Here is a 17,069-nt window from a genome sequence, read left to right on the forward strand (position 1 = left end):
CATGCAATCATCGCGGACATAGTGGACATGTGCTCGATGTCGACACCGTGTATCTGTCCCCGGAAGTGTGCAAACGTTGCTGTGCAGTTATCCGCCTTCACGCGGTTGGTGTCGCCACTCCCAGCGACAGCGCACCGAAGAACTTCGGCGTCTTCTCCTCGTAGAAGGTGTCGAGTTCGCGGATCTCGAACCCCGCACCGCGGACGAGGTTGGCGATTTGTCGTGTCAGATGGCAACCACCCGCGACGCGCTTCTGGATCGGTTCGAGCCGGTGCTGCCACCGCCGGACGTTCTCGTCCGGCGCGAGTCCGTGTTCGACGAAATGCAGGGTGCCGCCCGGTGCGAGGACACGACGTATCTCGCGCAGAGCCGCGTCGGCATCGGGGATGGTGCACAGCGTCCACGTCGACAGTGCGCTGTCGAAGGTGTTGTCCTCGAACGGGAGTGACTGACCGTCCAGGCCGGATCGTTCGATGCGCACGGGGGAGTCATCGATGCGCGAACGTGCGAGCTTCCATCCGAGGTCCGCGGGTTCGACGGCGCTGACCGACTCGACGGTGGTGGGGTAGTAGGGAACGTTGAGGCCGGATCCGAATCCGATCTCGACGACGCGGCCGCTCAGGCCGGCGCACACTCGTTTCCGGTTCGCTTCGGTGAACGACGGTGCACAGGCGATGTTCACCAGTCGCGGTACGACGTGATCGTTGTAGAGGCTCATGGCAGTCCCTTCGCCTGGTGGCGTGTCGATCTGCTCGATCCATCATGACACCTGCCCGGCCGAACGGAACCCCTCGTTTCTGTCGCACCGAACGGACTGTTAAGTTACCTTTACATGTAAAGTGTGCTTTACGGCGAAAGGGGAAACGATGGACAGCGGGGGTGCCGGATCGGTGGTCGGGCGAAGCAAGTGGGGCAAGGTGCGGGTGGGGTCGCGGTGGATCGGTGCGGTACCGCCGGCGATCGCCCTCGGAATCCTGGCCACAGCCGTTCTGGCAGCGGTGGTAGCTGCTCTGGGGCTGGTGCCCGGCTATCCCGTGGCCGCCGGCGTGGCGGTCGCGCTGGCGACCGCACCCTCACTGTCGGCCCTGTCGTGGGTGCTCCTCGTGGATCGGTCGACCCTCGAAGGCGTCACGGACCGGCCCGAGGATTCGGTCGAGTCGTCCTGGTACGAGAAAGCCGCCTCGGGCGCTTTCACCGACATCCTTCTCGTCACGGGCCTGGGGTGCACCGCTCTGGCGTTCGCTCCGATCGAGGTCGAGGGCCTGCACGCGCTGATGGCGGTCATTCTCGTGGCTTTCGCGTCGTTCGGTGTGCGCTACGCCGTGCAGCGTCGGAAGGGCTGAGGGTGCGGAATTCGCTGGCGGCCCTGCGCGCGGAGAACGGATGGTCGCAGCAGAGGCTCGCCGACGAACTCGGGGTATCGCGCCAGACGATCATCTCGATCGAGAAGGGGCGATTCGACCCGTCCCTTCCGTTGGCGTTCCGCATCGCGCACCTGTTCGGACGTCGAATCGAGGACATATTCCTGCCCGACGAGGGATAAGCGAAGGGGCCGAGCGGATCCCCCGACGGAACCCGCTCGGCCACTTGCCGATCACTCGAGCGTACTACCGGCGTCAACGGTGAGTGTGAGTCCGGTGATGTCGTCGACGTACACCTCGCCCTCCCTTCTTGACCGGCATCCAAGATGCCTTTACCGTAATCGTCACGCCTTCTTGAATGGCGTCCAAGAAATGTGGTGGTGAAGCGGGAGGGTGCTAGTCATGAACATCGGTGAGTCTGCCGATCGGCGCGAGGTGGTAGCGGTGCAGCGGCGCGAGGTCTCGTTCGTCTCCGGCCAGGACGAGTGCGCGGCATGGCTGTACACCGCACCCGACCTGAACGGTCCGCGCCCGATGGTGATCATGGGGCACGGGCTCGGAGCGGTGCGGGAGATGCGCCTGGATGCCTACGCGGAACGGTTCGCCGCCGCGGGGTGGTCGGTGCTGGTGTTCGACTACCGTCACCTCGGGGCCAGCGGCGGAGCGCCGCGCCAGATCCTCGACATCGGCCGGCAACGCGCCGACTGGCATGCCGCTCTGGCCTTCGCGCGCACACTTCCTGAGGTCGACGTCAACCGGATCGCCTTGTGGGGCAGTTCGTTCGGCGGAGGTCATGTCCTTCGAGTCGCCTCCGAGGACACCCGTATCGCGGCGATCGTGGCGCAGTGCCCCTTCACCGACGGTCCGGCGTCGTTGCGCGCGCGGATACGGACCGGCCCGCTGAGCGTGGTGGCGCTGACAGCGGCAGGCATTCTCGACACGGTCGGGTCGTGGTTCGGCGCGAAGCCGATCCTGTTGCCGATGGCGGGGACGTCCTGGATGCCCGCGTTCGTGGCCTCACCCGACGCCCTCGCCGGCGCTTCCGCACTCCTGCCCGCGGGGACCCGGCTCTCGCGGCGCACCAGCGCGGTGTTGAAACGACTTCCGTCGGTGCGGGCTCAGCTGTCGAAGAACATCGAGCCGACGGAGATCGACGGTGGGGAAGAACCCGAGACCGGGGTCGGCCGCGACAGCGTCTGGGGTGTACTGCGCGGTCCGAACGGCGAATTCGAGGCGGCCAATGCCCTCGCTGCCCGGCTGGCGCTGCGTCTTCCGCTCGATCGACCCGGTCGTGCGCTGGCCCGCTTCAGCATTCCGACGTTGCTGTGTGTCTGCGACAACGACGCGGCCGCGCCCGCGAAGACCACGAAGCGTCACGCACAGGGTCTGGCGCACGTACAGGTTCAGAGCTACGTGTGTGACCACTTCGACATCTACGTCGGTGACCACTTCGAACGCGCCGTGCGTGACCAACTCTATTTCCTGGAAAGGCAATTCGACCGCACCGCACAGTAGGTCGCTCCGCGTTCGTGGACGCGCAGATCAGGTGCTCAGCCGGTGGCTGCGGCACGACTGCGAGCGCTGTTGAGCAACGTCTCGATCACCGCGCGCCGCTGAGCCTGATCCGTCGGGTGCATCAGCAAGCCCTCGACCACGAAAACGCCGATCGCCACCAGCGGATCGACTTCGTCAGCGGGCACGCCGAGTTCGATCAGCTCTGCCCGGAACAATCCTTCGGCCAGTGTGTGGAACTGCTCGTGCCATTGCTGAACGGACGCGGACTTCTCGGCGCGTGTGTGCACCGTGCTCACCAACCGACCCAGTTGCTCCAATTCTTCGACCAACCACAAGAGTCGATCGGCCAGGCCCGAGCCCAGTATCTCGCTGTAGGAGGCCATCGAGTCGGCTAGAACCGCATCCAGGACCGCGATCAATATCGAGTCCTTGTCCTGGAAGTACCAGTACAGCGTGTTCGACACGACTCCGGCGTCACGGGCGATCCGCGTCATCGATGCCGCGTCGTATCCTTCCTCGACGAACAACCGTCGGGCGGCTACCACGATCTCTGCGCGTTTCTCTTCCCGATCCTGCGGACGTCTGTTGCGGGGCATCTCCAGTCCTGACCTAGTTCCCGCCCCGATGCTATCTTGACCGGCCCCCAAGAGCGGGCCCGGCCGACCGTTCCGGAACGAGGTCCGTAGCCGTCTCGAACAGATGATGAGGCAGGCGAGCCAGAGCAGCTCTCGATACAGACCGGCTCGTACTTCGGGTCACTCGACTTCGGCGAGTCCGTACTCGGGTCGTCCGGCAGGCCGATACACGGTGATGACGACACCGGTCGAGGTGGTGCGCGATTCGACGAGATCGAACTTCGTGTCGCGACCCCCGACGGGGAACAGCCGCCGCCCCTGACCGAGGACGACCGGGAACGTGATGAGGCGGTACTCGTCGACGAGACCGTGTTCGAAGAGGGTGTGGACCAGACGGATGCTGCCGTGCACCTGCAGTTCCCGTCCCGGCTGCTTCTTCAGTTCCGCGACCGCGGTGGGCACGTCGCCCTCGAGGACCGTCGTGTTCTGCCACTCGGGGGCGGTGAGCGTCGTGGAGGCGACGTACTTCGGGAGGGTGTTGAGTGCACGGGCGACCGGATCGTCGGGATCGGTCGAGTTCGGCCACGACGCAGCGAAGACGTCGTAGGTGTTCCGGCCCAGCAGGAATGCGTCGACCTTCGAGAACACCTCGTCGATGAACTTGCCGGTGTCCTCGTCGAACAGCGGCACCACCCAACCGCCGCGGTCGAAGCCGTCACTGCGGTCCTCGTCGGGGCCACCCGGCCCCTGGGCCACACCGTCGGCCGATACGAAGGTCGTCACCGTGAGCTTCATCGTCGTCCCCTTTCGAAGGTTGTCGCCGAGTACAGACCCGGGAAGCGCGGAGAACTCATCGCTTGCATCCCTCCGGCGCGGAAGGTATCTCTGGACGCAGCGTCGCGTGTCGATGACGGACTGCGTCAGGCATGGAGGCGCGGGACCACAAGGAGTTCTCCTTGAGTATTGCGTTCAACCACACCATCGTCGCGGCCGACGACAAGCAGCATTCGGCCTACTTCCTCACCACCCTGTTCGGGCTGCCCGATCCGGTGCCCGCCGGGCACTTCCTCGCTGTCGAACTCGCCAACGGCGTCACCCTCGATTTCGCCGAACCGCCACCGGATGTGGAGTATCCGCCGCAGCACTACGCATTCCTGGTGTCGGAGGAGGAGTTCGACGAGATCTACGCCCGGATCCTCGAGCAGAAGATCGAACACTGGGCCGATCCCCGGCAGTCGGCGCACGGAATCAACAGAAACGACGGGGGTCGAGGAACCTACTTCCTCGACCCCGCCGGTCACTTCATGGAGATAATCACGCGTCCCTACGGTTGGCGCTCCTGAACCGTCTCGCCCCGAGCCGTCCCGGCCGCAGCGCGTCGCCGTGCCAGCACCGTGCAGGTACCGGCGATCGCTGCGGTCAACGCGCCGGTCGCGAGCAGCTGCGTGCGGGCAGCGGTGTCGAACAGGGCGAGCACCGCGATGCCGGCCAGCAGACCGAGCGTCGCGTACGAAAGGTACGGGAAGCCCCACATCTTCAGCGGCAGTGCATCCTCGGTGCCGTTGCGGCGTGCGCGACGACGGAGCACGAGGTGCGAGACCGCGACGAACGTCCACAGCACCAGGATCGTGGAGCCGACGGCGTTGAGCAGCAGCGGCAGCACCCGGTCGGGGTAGAGATAGTTCAGTCCGACCGTGACGAAGCCGAACGCCACCGAGGCGAGCACCGCATTGCGGGGAACGCCGTTGGACGACAGCCGCCCGAAGACGGGGTGCGCCGATCCGCGGTGCGACAGCGAGAAGATCATCCGGGAAGCGCTGAACAGCATCGCGTTGAGCGACGAGAGCAGCGCGACCACGACGATCACGGTCATCACCGCGGCGGCGCCCGGGACGGCCCCGGCCTGCAGCACGGCGACGAACGGACCGGTCGCGAGATCCTCGGAGGTCCACGGCAGGATCGTCACCATCACGAGCACCGACCCGATGTAGAACACGAGGATGCGCCACACCAGGGTGCGCACCGCGCGGCCCACGTTGCGACGGGGATCGGCGGTCTCCGCGGCGGCGATCGCGATGATCTCGGTGCCACCGAACGCGAAGACCACGATGAGCAGGCCGGCGGCGATACCGGCGATACCGGTGGGGGCGAACCCGCCGTGCGCCGTGAGGTTGGAGAAGCCGGTCGTCTCGAAGGTGGGCATCCACCCGGCGATCATCGCGATGCCGATCACCAGGAAGCCGACGATCGCGACGATCTTGATTGCGGCGAACCAGAATTCGACCTCACCGAAGCGGCGGACGCCGACCAGGTTCACGCCCGTCAGCACGACCATGTAGAACAGCGCGGACGCCCACTGGGGGATGCCGGGCAGCGCCACCGCGGTGATCGCGGCGGCGCCGGTGGCCTCCGCGGCGATCACGATGATGACCTGCACCCAGTACAACCACCCGATGGTCCGTCCCGCGACAGGGCCCAGCGCGTTCTCGGTGTGCTCGGAGAACGCACCGCTGGCGGGGTTGGCCGCGGCCATCTCGCCCATCATGCGCATCACGAACACGACGAGAACGGCCGCCACCAGGAACGAGATCAGGATCGCCGGGCCGGCGACGGCGATACCCGCCCCCGACCCGACGAACAGGCCGGCCCCGATGGCGCCACCGAGGCTCATCATGACGAGCTGGCGGGGCCGCATGGCACGATGCAGGCCGGCGGTGCTCTGGGCGCCGGTCGTCGCCGTGGCCAGGGTGTCAGTCATCAATGCGCTCCCCGGCCGGGACCAGCTGGTCCAGTGCGATCTCGAAGGCGGTCGCGGCGAGCCCGGTGAGCTCGGTCGACCGGTCGTGGCAGCGGCGCAGGGCCGTCTCGATGGTGGTGGACACATCGCCGAAGATCGCGGCGTCGGAGACCTCCACGTCGCCCTCCATGAGCTGGGCGAAAGCCCGGGCCATACCGCAGTTGGCGATGAAGTCGGGGATCACGGCAACGGACTTGTCGGCGTGCTCGTAGGTGGGGCCGTAGAAGATCTCGTCGTCGGCGAACGGAACGTTGGCGCCGGAGGCGATCGACTCGAGTCCCGCGGCGACCATGCGGTCGACCTGCTCGCGAGTGACGAGGCGGCTCGCGGCGCAGGGGAGGAAGATCTCGGCTCCGAGATCCCAGATGCGGGCGTTCACCTCGTCGAAGGGGATCATGCGGTCGCTGCGCAGGGCGTTGCCGTCGCGCTCGAGCAGCAGGGTGCGGACCTCGTCGAAGGAGAGACCCTCGGGTGCGAGGATGCCGCCGTCGCGGTCGATGATGCCCACGATCGAGGCGCCGGCCTGGGCGAGATAGTAGGCAGCAGCGGCGCCGACGTTGCCCCAGCCCTGCACCACGACGCGTTTGCCGGCGAGGTCGGTGCCCCGATAGACGAGCTGGTGGTGACGGACCGACTCGGCGACGCCGTAACCGGTGATCAAATCGGCGACAGTGTATTTCGTGCTGGTGGCAGGGGTGAACCGCGCGTCCTCGACAACCTTCGCGACGCCGAGTCGCAGCTGGCCCACCCGCTGGATGCGCTGGCGCTCGTCCTTGCCGAAGTGTCCGTTGACGACACCTTCCTGCGGGTGCCACAAGCCGTTGGACTCGGTGAGGGGAACGACCTCGTTCATCTCGTCGACGTTGAGGTCGCCGCCGGTGCCGTAGTAGGCACGCAGCAGGGGAGTGACGGCCGCGAACCAGCGGCGCAGCACGCCTTCCTTGCGGGGGTCGGACGGATCGAAATCGATGCCGGACTTGGCACCGCCGATCGCAGGTCCGGAGACGGTGAACTTGATCTCCATGGTCTTCGCCAGCGACTCGACCTCGCGCCGGTCGAGGCCGCGGCGCATGCGGGTGCCGCCGCCGGCCGCGCCGCCCCGCAGCGAGTTGATGACGACCCAGCCCCGGGCGGTGGTCTCGGTGTCGTGCCACTCGAAGACGATCTCGGGGGCTTTTTCTTCGAATCGCGTCAGCAGGTTCTTCATGGCGAAAGACTGTGACGTCAGTAACAAATGCTGCGCAACTGTGCTTCATCGAACTGTGCAGCGTGCGGAGGGTCCGGATGCCCGAAGCGCTTTTTTCTGTGCAATCCGGCTAGTCGGAGACGGATTGTGGACGTGGTCGGTTCAGCGGCGGTAGGCCGGTGCCTTCGCGGATCGTTCCGGCTCGAGGGTGCGCAGCAGCGGCATCGCCCGGTAGTGCACCACTTCCGACAGCACCATCACACTCGTGGACCGCGCGACGATCGAGGAGCGGTTCAGCTCGATGAGGGTCTGCTGGAGACCGAGGTGTGATTCGGCTCCGATGCGGCACAGGACGTCGCCCGCGCCGGTGGTGGCGAACGCCTCGAGGACACCGGGGATGCCTTCGAGGACCTCGGTGACGTCTTCGAGCGCGCCCTGCACGATCTCCATCGTCACGAACGCCTGCACTTCGAAACCTGCTGCGGCGAGGTTGATCCGGGGTTCGTAGCCGGCGATGACCCCGGTGTCCTCGAGGCGTCGCAGGCGGGCCGAGACGGTGGCGCGCGCGACCTTCAATCGACGGGACAACTCGAGCGCGCCGATCTTCGGGTCGGCGTGCAGGGCCTCGAGGAGGGCGAAATCCAATTCGTCCAGCTGCACGGGCTCGCGCATCGCGGTTCCTTCCCATCGAGCGCCGAAAACTAGTCCGATTGTATAGGTGAGTGTGCAGATTCCGGCGAATTCCAGTCAGTCGGGCCAGTTGCCGAAGGCGACGTTGCGTCGCACCGACGGGTGGGTTTCTCCTGGTGACACACGACACAAAGACTGTGCCGCAGTGAGCGGCAGGAGGTTGCAGCGATGACTCTGGAATACACCCTGACCGACAGCGAACGACTTGCTCAGCTCGACGCCGAGGAGCTCCGGCGCCTGGTCGGTCTCGTGGAGTACGACAGCGAACGGGATCCCTTCCCCGTCAGCGGCTGGGACGCCGTGGTGTGGGTGGTCGGAAACGCCACGCAGACGGCGCACTACTACCAGTCCGCCTACGGCATGGAACTCATCGCCTATTCCGGACCCACCACCGGCAACCGCGACCATCACGCCTACGTACTGCGCAGCGGCGCCGTGCGATTCGTGATCAAGGGCGCGGTGGATCCGGACAGCCCGCTGATCGAGCACCACCGCCTCCACGGTGACGGCGTCGTCGACATCGCCCTGCAGGTCCCGGATGTCGACAAGTGCATCGAGCATGCCCGGAAGCAGGGGGCGACCGTTCTCGAGGAACCCTACGAGATCAGCGACGAGAACGGCACCGTCCGCATCGGCGCCATCGCGACCTACGGCGACACGCGGCACACACTCGTCGACCGGTCGCGCTACAACGGCCCGTACCTGCCCGGCTACGTGGAGCGCACCTCGACCTACCGTAAGCGCGAGGGTGCACCCAAGCGCATCTTCCAGGCGCTCGACCACGTCGTCGGCAACGTCGAACTCGGACGCATGGACGAGTGGGTCGACTTCTACAACCGCGTCATGGGTTTCACGAACATGGCGGAGTTCATCGGCGACGACATCGCGACCGACTACTCGGCGCTCATGAGCAAGGTGGTGTGCAACGGCAACCACCGCGTGAAGTTCCCGCTCAACGAGCCCGCTATCGCGAAGAAGCGTTCGCAGATCGACGAGTACCTCGACTTCTACCGCGGGCCGGGTGCACAGCACCTCGCGCTGGCCACCAACGACATCCTCACGGCGGTCGACCAGTTGCGCGAGGAGGGCGTCGAGTTCCTCGCGACTCCCGATGCGTACTACGACGATCCGGAGCTGCGCGCCCGTATCGGTGAGGTCCGGGTGCCGATCGAGGAACTGAAGAAGCGGGGCATCCTGGTCGACCGCGACGAGGACGGCTACCTGCTGCAGATCTTCACCAAGCCCGTCGGCGACCGCCCGACCGTGTTCTTCGAGCTGATCGAGCGCCACGGCTCGCTCGGCTTCGGCAAGGGCAACTTCAAGGCGCTGTTCGAGGCGATCGAGCGGGAGCAGGCTGCGCGCGGCAATTTCTGAGTCCGGTCCTAGACGAGCTGACCGAGCCGCGTGCGCAACGCGTGCTCGGTCTGCCGGATCGCCGTTCCCACAATCGGTTCGATGAGCATGCCGAGTGTGCGGCCGGCGATCCCGCCGGGCAGTCGGTAGCCGAAGTCGACGTCGAGCCGCGTCGCGTCGCCGAGGTCCGTGAAGGTCCATGACGACGCGGCGCGGAATCCGGCGATCGAGTCGAGGACGATCACGCGATTGCGTTCCCATTCGACGACTTCCACGCGCGAGCCGAGATCCTTGGGGCCGATCCGCATGGTCGAGTCGTAGATGGCACCAAGGCCGGAGACCTGCTCGCTCACGGGTTGGAAGCGGGCCACCCCGAACATCCAGTCGGGGACGTTCCGGTAGTCGTCGACGTAGGTGAACGCGAGGTCGGTAGGGATGTCTGCGACGGCGCTGTGGCGGACGTGAATCATGGCTGGAGCCCTTCACGAGAAGTTGTCTGTTACCGAATGTAGCGGGTAACTGCCCGCTGTGGAAGGGGTCCGAACCCGTTGCTCTAACGTCCGATAAGTGTTTGAATGCCGTGACGCACATCACACACACTTTCGGTTCAGGAGGCTCGGGTGAAGACGAAGGCAGCAGTCGTCAAGGGAATCAACCAGCCGTGGGAGATCGAGGAGATCGATCTCGGCGATCCCGTCGCAGGTGAGGTGCAGATCCGCCTCGCGGCCTCGGGTCTGTGCCATTCCGACGAGCATCTGCGCTCGGGGGCGACACCGCTTCCGTCCTTCCCGGTCCTCGGTGGTCACGAGGGCGCGGGCGTGGTCACCAAGGTGGGTCCGGGAGTGCGGGGTCTCGAGGAGGGCGACCACGTCGTCCTCGCGTTCATCCCCGCCTGCGGCCGCTGTCGGGCCTGCGCCAAGGGCATGCAGAACATCTGCGACGAGGGTGCCGGCCTGCTCACCGGTCAGGCGATCTCCGACAAGACCTACCGCGCGACGCTGAACGGCGACCCGGTGCTGCAGATGTGCCTGCTCGGCACGTTCGCGCCGTACGTCACGGTCAACGAGGCGTCGGTCATCAAGATCGAGAAGGACATCCCGCTCGAGAAGGCGGCCCTGCTCGGGTGCGGTGTCGCGACCGGCTGGGGTTCGGCCACCGAGATCGGCGGCACCAAGCTCGGCGACACCGTGGTCGTCATCGGTGTCGGCGGTGTCGGCATCAACTCCGTCCAGGGAGCGGCGCACGCCGGGGCGCGGTTCGTCGTCGCGATCGACCCGGTCGAGTTCAAGCGGCAGAAGGCCAAGGAGTTCGGCGCGACGCATGTCTTCGCGTCGATCGAGGAGGCCGCACCGGTGATCGGTGAGATCACGTGGGGTCAGATGGCCAACGTCACCGTCATCACCGTCGGCGAGATCACCGGCGACATCATCGGCCCCGCACTGGGTCTCACCGCCAAGGGTGGCCAGGTCGTGGTCGTCGGCATGGGTCACGCCACCGACTCGCAGGTGACGATGAGCCTGTTCGAGCTGACGCTGCTGCAGAAGCGTCTGCAGGGGGCCATCTTCGGTGGCACCGGCCCGCGCTCGCAGATCCCCAAGTTGCTCGAGCTGTACCGGAACGGGCAGCTCGACCTCGACAACCTCGTCACCAAGACCTACAAGCTCGAGGACATCAACGAGGGCTACGCCGACATGCACGCCGGCAAGAACCTCCGCGGTCTCGTCCTCTACGGCGAGGACGACTACTGATCCTGTGAGCGCCGACGTCGCCGGAGCCGTCCCTTACGGTGTTGAGCATGGACACGCGTGAGGATTCGGTTTCCGGCGACGTCGGCTCTTGGCGGGACTACGGCCCGACCGACCTGCCGAAGCCGCTCGCCGCTGCACTCGAGGCGTTCGCCGAACGCGGTTACGACGGCACGTCCATCCGCGAGGTTGCGTCGCGGTCCGGTCTGTCGGTGCCGGGTCTGTACCACCACTACCCCTCGAAGCAGGCGCTGCTCGTCTCGCTCACGACCACCGTGCTGCACGACCTGCTCGCCCGCAGCCGGCAGGCGATCGATGAAGCCGGACCCACCCCCTCCGAGAAGTTCGACGCCGTCGTCGAGTCGCTGCTGCGCTTCCATATGTTCCGCCGCGATCAGGCGTTCGTGGCGTCGACCGAGATGCGCAGCATGGAACCCGAGGCCCGCCGTGCATTCGTCGCCCTGCGCGACGAGCAGCAGTGCATGATCGACGAGATCGTCGAGGCCGGTGTCGCCGACGGCACCTTCTCCACGCCCTATCCGAAGGACGCCAGTCGCGCCGTGACGACGATGTGCGTCGCGGTGGCGAGCTGGTACCGGCCGGACGGTTCGTTGTCGCCGGACGAGATCGTGCACCGCTACCTGCAGGTCGCGCGGAACGCGGTCGGAGCGAAGTAGCCGACACCCCTTCCGGGCTTGACCCGATGGCGGGGATATGCCACCGTGAACTCGACCGAGCGATCGATCGGTCGGTACGGAAGGGGCTCAGCATGGCGGTCGACCTGTCCTACTCGGATCACGTCCGGGACCTCATCGCGCGGACCGAGCAGTTCATCCGCGACGAGGTGCTTCCCGTCGAGGACGCCCACGGTGGCGACATCACCGCCGCCGGTGGCGACGCGATCCGGGCGGATCTGCAGAAGGCCGCCAAGGCTGCCGGTGTCTTCGCTCCGCACGCGCCCGTCGAATACGGCGGCCACGGCCTGGGCATGTCCGACCGCGCCCCGGTCTTCGAGGCGGCCGGCTACTCGCTCTTCGGTTCCACCGCGCTCAACATCGCCGCGCCCGACGAGGGCAACGTGCACATGCTCGCGCACATCGCGAGCGACGAGCAGAAGCAGCAGTTCCTCGCGCCCCTCGCCGCCGGCGACGTGCGCTCGGCCTTCGCGATGACCGAGCCCGCCCCCGGTGCCGGTGCCGATCCCAACGCTCTGAACACGCGCGCCGAGAAGGTCTCCGGTGGCTGGAAGATCAACGGCCGTAAGCACTTCATCACCGGTGCCGACGGCGCCGGATTCTTCATCATCATGGCCCGCACGTCCGGCGAGCCCGGACAGCGCGGTGGCGCCACCATGTTCCTCGCCCCCGCCGACACCGCGGGCCTGAAGGTCGGTCGCCACATCAACACCCTCGACCGCTCCATGATCGGTGGTCACTGCGAGGTCGACTTCGAGGACCTGTTCGTCCCCGACTCCGCCGTGCTCGGCGAGGTCGACCAGGGCTTCGCCTACGCGCAGGTGCGCCTCGGCCCCGCCCGCATGACGCACGTGATGCGCTGGCTCGGCGCCGCTCGCCGCGGTCACGACACCGCCGTCCGCTACGTCTCGGAGCGTGAAGGATTCGGCTCCCGCCTCGGCGATCTCGGCATGATCCAGAAGATGATCGCCGACAACGAGATCGACATCGCCGCGACCCGCGCGCTGCTCGTGCAGGCGTGTTGGGAGCTCGACCAGGGTTCGCACGCCTCGAACGCCACGTCGATCGCCAAGACCTTCGCCGCCGAGGCGATCTTCCGCATCGTCGACCGTTCCGCTCAGATGTGCGGCGGTCTCGGTGTCTCCGAAGATCTTCCGATCGCACGCCTCACCCGCGAGGTCCGGCCGTTCCGCGTATACGACGGTCCGTCCGAGGTGCACCGCTGGGCCATCGCCAAGCGCGCCGTCGGTGCCGTTCGCAAGGCGGCCCGCGAGGCCGCGAAATGACCGCCGTACACGAGGGACTCGATCTTGCCGTTCTCGAGCGTTTCCTCGCCGATTCCGGTGTGACCGTTCACGGTGAACTTCGGGCGGAGCTCATCTCGGGTGGCAAGTCCAATCTCACCTACGGGTTGCGCGACGAGAAATCCCACTGGGTCCTGCGTCGCCCCCCGACCACGGGCCTGACCCCGTCTGCGCACGACGTCGCCCGCGAGTTCCGCATCACGTCGGCGCTCAAGGGCACCGGTGTGCCGGTCGCGCCCACCGTCGCCCAGTGCGAGGACGATTCGGTGATGGGCGCACCGTTCACCGTCGTCGAGTTCGTCGACGGACGTGTGGTGCGCAGCAAGGCCGACCTGGATGCGCTCGGCGACGGCGAGATCGACCGCTGTGTCGGTGAACTCGTGCGCATCATCGCCGAACTGCACAATGTCGACTTCGAGGCCGTCGGCCTCGGGGGACTGGGCCGGCCGGACGGCTACGTGACCCGGCAGGTGAAGCTGTGGGCGAGCCAGTGGGGCCGGGTGAAGACCCGGGAACTGCCGGATCTCGAACGGCTGCACGCCGCGCTCGCCGAGTCGATTCCGGAATCGCCCGCTCCGTCGATCGTCCACGGTGACTACCGTATCGACAACACCATCCTGGACCCGAACGACCCGGCACGCGTTGTCGCCGTGGTGGACTGGGAACTGTCCACCCTCGGCGACCCGCTCACCGATCTCGCCATGATGTGCGTGTACCGGCATCCGGCGCTCGACGACATCCTGGGCTTCCCGGCGGCATGGTCGAGCGAACGACTGCCGGCGGCCGACGATCTGGTGCAGCGCTACGCCACGGCGTCGGGGCGCGACATCGCCAACTGGAACTTCTACATGGGTCTGGCCTACCTCAAGCTCGCCGTCATCGCGGAGGGTATCAACCATCGGTGGCGTGCCGGGGCGACCATCGGCGACGGTTTCGACCGCGCCGGTGAAGCCGTGCCCGACCTGGTGGCAGCAGGACTCGCAGCACTGAAGGGAGCCCACGCGTGACCAGCGCGCTCGTGACCGGAGCCTCGAGGGGTATCGGCCTCGGTATCGCCACCCGTCTCGCCGAACGCGGCTACGCACTGACGATCAGTGCCCGCGGGGCGGAACGCCTCGAGAGTGTCGCCGAGCGTCTACGGGAGGCGGGTGCCAAGGAGGTACGCGCCGTCGCAGCCGATCTCGCCGATCCGGAAGCCACCGCCCGCGTCGTGGAGACGCATCGCGAGGCGTTCGGTTCCATGAAGGCGCTGATCCTCAATGCCGGTGTCGGCACGGCAGGCTCGATCGCCGAGTTCCCGGCCCGACGGTTCGACAAGACGGTCGCCGTGAACCTCAACGCCCCGTTCGCGCTCATCCAGGCGTCGCTGCCGTTGCTGCGCGCCGAGGCGGAGAACGATCCGGCCCGCGGATCGAAGATCGTTGCGCTCTCGTCGATCACAGGTGTCTACGCCGAGGCCGGTCTCGCCGCCTACGGTGCGACGAAGGCCGCGTTGATCTCGCTGGTCGAGACGCTCAACGCCGAGGAGTCCGGCAACGGCATCTCCGCGTCGGCGCTCGCACCCGCATACGTCGACACCGACATGTCCGACTGGATCAAGGACAAGATTCCGGCCGAGTCCATGATCGAGGTGAACGACGTCGTCGAGATCGTCGACGCGCTGCTCAAGCTGTCGTCGCGGGCAGTGGTGCCCAAGCTCGTGCTCAGCCGCGCGGGCGCAGGTCTTTACACGGCCTGACTGTCTATACGGCCTGACGATCGGGGTCGGTCGACCGCAGTCGCAGGTCGACCGGCTGTCCGTCCGACGGGAACGGCAACGACGTGAAGTCGAGCGGGACGACGTAGCCGGGGTCGACGTGCCACTCGAAGCGCAGCAGCAGTTGGTGGACGATCGCTTTGACCTCGACCCCGGCGAAGTGCATGCCGAGGCATTTGTGCACGCCCCCACCGAACGGCTCCCACGCATAGCGGTGCACCTTGTCCTCGCGTCGATGGTCCGCGAAGCGTTCGGGATCGAAACGTTCGGGCTCCGGCCAGTACTCCGGCATGTGGTGCGTGAAGTGCGGCGCGACAGAGGCATACGTGCCGGCCGGCACGAAATGTCCTCGGACCTCGGTGTCGCGCACGGCTCGTCGCGCGAGGACGGGCACCGGCGAGACGAGGCGGAGGCATTCCTTCATCACCAGATCGAGACTGCCGAGCGCGTCGAGGTCGGCGTGACTCGGCACGGCGGTGCCCAATGCGAGCGACTCGGCCCGGCACCGGTCCTGCCACTGCGGATGTTGCCCGAGATACTGCATCATCGTGGAGATCGTGATGGTCGACGTGTCGTGCGCGGCCATCAGTAGGAAAATCATGTGATCGACGATCTCGTCGTCGCTGAACCGTTGTCCCGCTTCGGATTCGATGTGACACAGCACCGAGAAGAGGTCGTCCGTCTCCCGCGACCGTCGCGCCGGGAGATAGTGCCGGAAGAAGTCCTCGAGCACTCGGCGTCCGTCGAGTCCGCGCTTCCACCGGGTGCCGGGGACGGGGTACCGGACGATCGAGGTCGCCGCCTGCACACAGTCGATGAATGCCTTCTTCACCGCTTCGATCTCGGCCGGTGTGGAGTCCTCGGCCCCGCCCATGAAGATGTCGGTGGCGAGATCGAGCGTGAGTGTCTTCAGCGCCGTGTATGCACGGAATCCGTCGGTGGGAACCCACCTGTCGAGCTTCTGGGTGATCGACGGATTCATGGCATCGACGGTCTTCTCGAGGCGTGATCGGGTGAACGCCTGCTGCATGATGCGGCGGTGCTTGAGATGTTCCTCCGAGTCGAGGAGCATGAGGCCACCGTGGAAGAACGGCCCGATCAGTGCCGACCAGCCGTCGCCGTTGGCGAAGGCCCGGTCCTTGTTCTGCAGCACCTCCTGGCAGGCGTCGGGTCCGAGAACCGAGATCCAGCGTCGACCGGCCGCAGAGAAACAGGAGACCTCGCCGTATCGGTCCCAGTGCTTCTGCATCATCGCGAGTGGATCGCGGATGTATTCGAGGACGTGCCCGATACCGGGTATTCCCGATCGTCCCGGGACCGGGCGCAGATGGGAGTGGGCGGGGGGAGCCGCCAGGATCCGGGTCACGACGAACCTCCAGTTCTGCGGATATCTGACAGGAGACCCTGTCAGATTGGGGTGTAGTGTGCGTCACATCGGTCCGGTCTGTCAAGATCGGTCCCATGACTTCCCCCGCGCCCCGCCGCTATGCCGGTCTGAGCGGCGAACAGCGTGTCGCGCTGCGGCGCGAAGCCCTGCTCGAAGCAGGACTGGAACTGTTCGCGGCCTCGGGGAAGAGCGGCGCCACCATGACCGCCATGTGCGCCCACGCCAAGCTGACGGAGCGGTATTTCTACGAGAATTTCACCAGCAGGGACGATCTGCTGCAGCAGGTCCTCGACAAGATCGCCGACGAGGTGCGCGAGGCCGTACTCGCCGCGCTCCGCACCGGCACGGGCACACTCGAAGACCTCGTGCGAAACGCCATCGCGTCGTTCGTCGCGATCCTCACCGACGACCCGCGCAAGGGCCGGGTCTCACTCATCGAGTCCGCCGGCTTCGAACCCCTGCGCACCCACAGACGAGCGTCGCTACGGAGTTTCGCCCAGATGGTCGCCGACGAAGCGACCCGCATGTACGGCGACCGGGCGTGGCCGCCCGAACGGGGCGAGATCAACGGACTGCTGTTCGTCGGGGGTCTGGCCGAACTGGTCACCGCGTGGTTGAACGACGAGATCGCCATCTCGCCCGACGAGATCGTCGACGTGGCGACGCACCAGTTCCTCTCCACGGCCCATCAGTAGAGCCGTCCGG

At 66.5% G+C, this 17,069-nt stretch carries 19 protein-coding genes; 11 read left to right on the forward strand and 8 right to left on the reverse strand.

Annotation, left to right across the window (positions count from 1 at the left end; genetic code table 11):
• Positions 1 to 97 precede the first annotated feature (97 nt).
• Positions 98 to 718, reverse strand: coding sequence for a class I SAM-dependent methyltransferase (locus ACQR3U_RS19660; protein WP_230811201.1), 621 nt, complete (start codon positions 716 to 718; stop codon positions 98 to 100).
• A gap of 148 nt (positions 719 to 866) precedes the next feature.
• Between ACQR3U_RS19660 and ACQR3U_RS19665 the strand changes: the two genes are divergently transcribed.
• The 3 genes from ACQR3U_RS19665 (at position 867) to ACQR3U_RS19675 (ending at position 2,876) form a co-directional block, all read left to right on the forward strand.
• Positions 867 to 1,343, forward strand: coding sequence for a hypothetical protein (locus ACQR3U_RS19665; RefSeq protein ID WP_230811200.1), 477 nt, complete (start codon positions 867 to 869; stop codon positions 1,341 to 1,343).
• A 2-nt stretch (positions 1,344 to 1,345) separates the two neighbouring features.
• Complete coding sequence (locus ACQR3U_RS19670) at positions 1,346 to 1,543, forward strand: helix-turn-helix transcriptional regulator (protein WP_006554696.1); 198 nt, start codon at positions 1,346 to 1,348, stop codon at positions 1,541 to 1,543.
• Positions 1,544 to 1,763: 220 nt separating this feature from the next.
• Positions 1,764 to 2,876, forward strand: coding sequence for an alpha/beta hydrolase (locus tag ACQR3U_RS19675; RefSeq protein WP_230811199.1), 1,113 nt, complete (start codon positions 1,764 to 1,766; stop codon positions 2,874 to 2,876).
• A 35-nt stretch (positions 2,877 to 2,911) separates the two neighbouring features.
• Here the strand turns inward: ACQR3U_RS19675 and ACQR3U_RS19680 are convergent, their stop codons facing one another.
• Positions 2,912 to 3,472 (reverse strand): TetR/AcrR family transcriptional regulator, encoded by a 561-nt coding sequence (locus ACQR3U_RS19680; RefSeq protein WP_039583753.1) that lies wholly within the window; start codon positions 3,470 to 3,472, stop codon positions 2,912 to 2,914.
• A gap of 159 nt (positions 3,473 to 3,631) precedes the next feature.
• Positions 3,632 to 4,246: a dihydrofolate reductase family protein gene (locus ACQR3U_RS19685; protein ID WP_033097447.1), complete on the reverse strand. Its 615-nt coding sequence runs from the start codon at positions 4,244 to 4,246 to the stop codon at positions 3,632 to 3,634.
• 131 nt (positions 4,247 to 4,377) lie between these two features.
• Here ACQR3U_RS19685 and ACQR3U_RS19690 point away from each other — a divergent pair, with 131 nt between their 5' ends.
• Positions 4,378 to 4,794: a VOC family protein gene (locus ACQR3U_RS19690; RefSeq protein WP_006554692.1), complete on the forward strand. Its 417-nt coding sequence runs from the start codon at positions 4,378 to 4,380 to the stop codon at positions 4,792 to 4,794.
• Here ACQR3U_RS19690 and ACQR3U_RS19695 read toward each other — a convergent pair.
• The 3 genes from ACQR3U_RS19695 to ACQR3U_RS19705 all read right to left on the reverse strand — a co-directional run bounded on the left by ACQR3U_RS19695 (position 4,776) and on the right by ACQR3U_RS19705 (position 8,106).
• On the reverse strand, positions 4,776 to 6,209 hold the full coding sequence (locus ACQR3U_RS19695; RefSeq protein ID WP_230811198.1) for an amino acid permease: 1,434 nt from the start codon (positions 6,207 to 6,209) through the stop codon (positions 4,776 to 4,778). The two genes, ACQR3U_RS19690 and ACQR3U_RS19695, sit on opposite strands and share 19 nt — an antisense overlap.
• Positions 6,202 to 7,455 carry a Glu/Leu/Phe/Val dehydrogenase dimerization domain-containing protein gene (locus ACQR3U_RS19700; RefSeq protein ID WP_016692537.1) on the reverse strand — a complete coding sequence of 418 codons (1,254 nt, stop codon included), beginning with the start codon at positions 7,453 to 7,455 and terminating at the stop codon, positions 6,202 to 6,204. The genes ACQR3U_RS19695 and ACQR3U_RS19700 overlap by 8 nt, the downstream gene beginning before the upstream one ends.
• A 141-nt stretch (positions 7,456 to 7,596) precedes the next feature.
• Positions 7,597 to 8,106: an Lrp/AsnC family transcriptional regulator gene (locus ACQR3U_RS19705; protein WP_006554689.1), complete on the reverse strand. Its 510-nt coding sequence runs from the start codon at positions 8,104 to 8,106 to the stop codon at positions 7,597 to 7,599.
• A gap of 186 nt (positions 8,107 to 8,292) precedes the next feature.
• Between ACQR3U_RS19705 and hppD the strand changes: the two genes are divergently transcribed.
• Positions 8,293 to 9,498 (forward strand): 4-hydroxyphenylpyruvate dioxygenase, encoded by a 1,206-nt coding sequence (gene hppD / locus ACQR3U_RS19710; RefSeq protein ID WP_064060398.1) that lies wholly within the window; start codon positions 8,293 to 8,295, stop codon positions 9,496 to 9,498.
• 8 nt (positions 9,499 to 9,506) lie between these two features.
• Here hppD and ACQR3U_RS19715 read toward each other — a convergent pair whose 3' ends face one another.
• On the reverse strand, positions 9,507 to 9,947 hold the full coding sequence (locus tag ACQR3U_RS19715; RefSeq protein WP_230811197.1) for an SRPBCC family protein: 441 nt from the start codon (positions 9,945 to 9,947) through the stop codon (positions 9,507 to 9,509).
• A gap of 150 nt (positions 9,948 to 10,097) precedes the next feature.
• On the opposite strand from ACQR3U_RS19715, the gene ACQR3U_RS19720 reads away from it, so the two are divergent.
• From ACQR3U_RS19720 to ACQR3U_RS19740, 5 genes are all read left to right on the forward strand, one after another.
• Positions 10,098 to 11,225, forward strand: coding sequence for an NDMA-dependent alcohol dehydrogenase (locus ACQR3U_RS19720; protein ID WP_006554686.1), 1,128 nt, complete (start codon positions 10,098 to 10,100; stop codon positions 11,223 to 11,225).
• 47 nt (positions 11,226 to 11,272) lie between these two features.
• A complete protein-coding gene (locus ACQR3U_RS19725; protein WP_019288267.1) occupies positions 11,273 to 11,899 on the forward strand; it encodes a TetR/AcrR family transcriptional regulator in 627 nt (208 codons plus the stop codon).
• Positions 11,900 to 11,991: 92 nt separating this feature from the next.
• Positions 11,992 to 13,203 (forward strand): acyl-CoA dehydrogenase family protein, encoded by a 1,212-nt coding sequence (locus tag ACQR3U_RS19730; RefSeq protein ID WP_230811196.1) that lies wholly within the window; start codon positions 11,992 to 11,994, stop codon positions 13,201 to 13,203.
• Positions 13,200 to 14,228 carry a phosphotransferase family protein gene (locus tag ACQR3U_RS19735; protein WP_230811195.1) on the forward strand — a complete coding sequence of 343 codons (1,029 nt, stop codon included), beginning with the start codon at positions 13,200 to 13,202 and terminating at the stop codon, positions 14,226 to 14,228. Before ACQR3U_RS19730 ends, ACQR3U_RS19735 begins: the two co-directional genes overlap by 4 nt.
• A complete protein-coding gene (locus ACQR3U_RS19740) occupies positions 14,225 to 14,959 on the forward strand; it encodes an SDR family NAD(P)-dependent oxidoreductase (RefSeq protein WP_230811194.1) in 735 nt (244 codons plus the stop codon). The genes ACQR3U_RS19735 and ACQR3U_RS19740 overlap by 4 nt, the downstream gene beginning before the upstream one ends.
• Before the next feature lie 4 nt (positions 14,960 to 14,963).
• Here the strand turns inward: ACQR3U_RS19740 and ACQR3U_RS19745 are convergent, their stop codons facing one another.
• On the reverse strand, positions 14,964 to 16,343 hold the full coding sequence (locus tag ACQR3U_RS19745) for a cytochrome P450 (protein WP_230811193.1): 1,380 nt from the start codon (positions 16,341 to 16,343) through the stop codon (positions 14,964 to 14,966).
• Between the two features lie 95 nt (positions 16,344 to 16,438).
• Here ACQR3U_RS19745 and ACQR3U_RS19750 point away from each other — a divergent pair, with 95 nt between their 5' ends.
• Positions 16,439 to 17,059, forward strand: coding sequence for a TetR/AcrR family transcriptional regulator (locus tag ACQR3U_RS19750; protein WP_006554893.1), 621 nt, complete (start codon positions 16,439 to 16,441; stop codon positions 17,057 to 17,059).
• Positions 17,060 to 17,069: the final 10 nt, after the last annotated feature.

The organism is Rhodococcus sp. IEGM1339 (genome assembly GCF_050321925.1).
In the GTDB taxonomy this organism is placed as follows: domain Bacteria; phylum Actinomycetota; class Actinomycetes; order Mycobacteriales; family Mycobacteriaceae; genus Rhodococcus; species Rhodococcus pyridinivorans.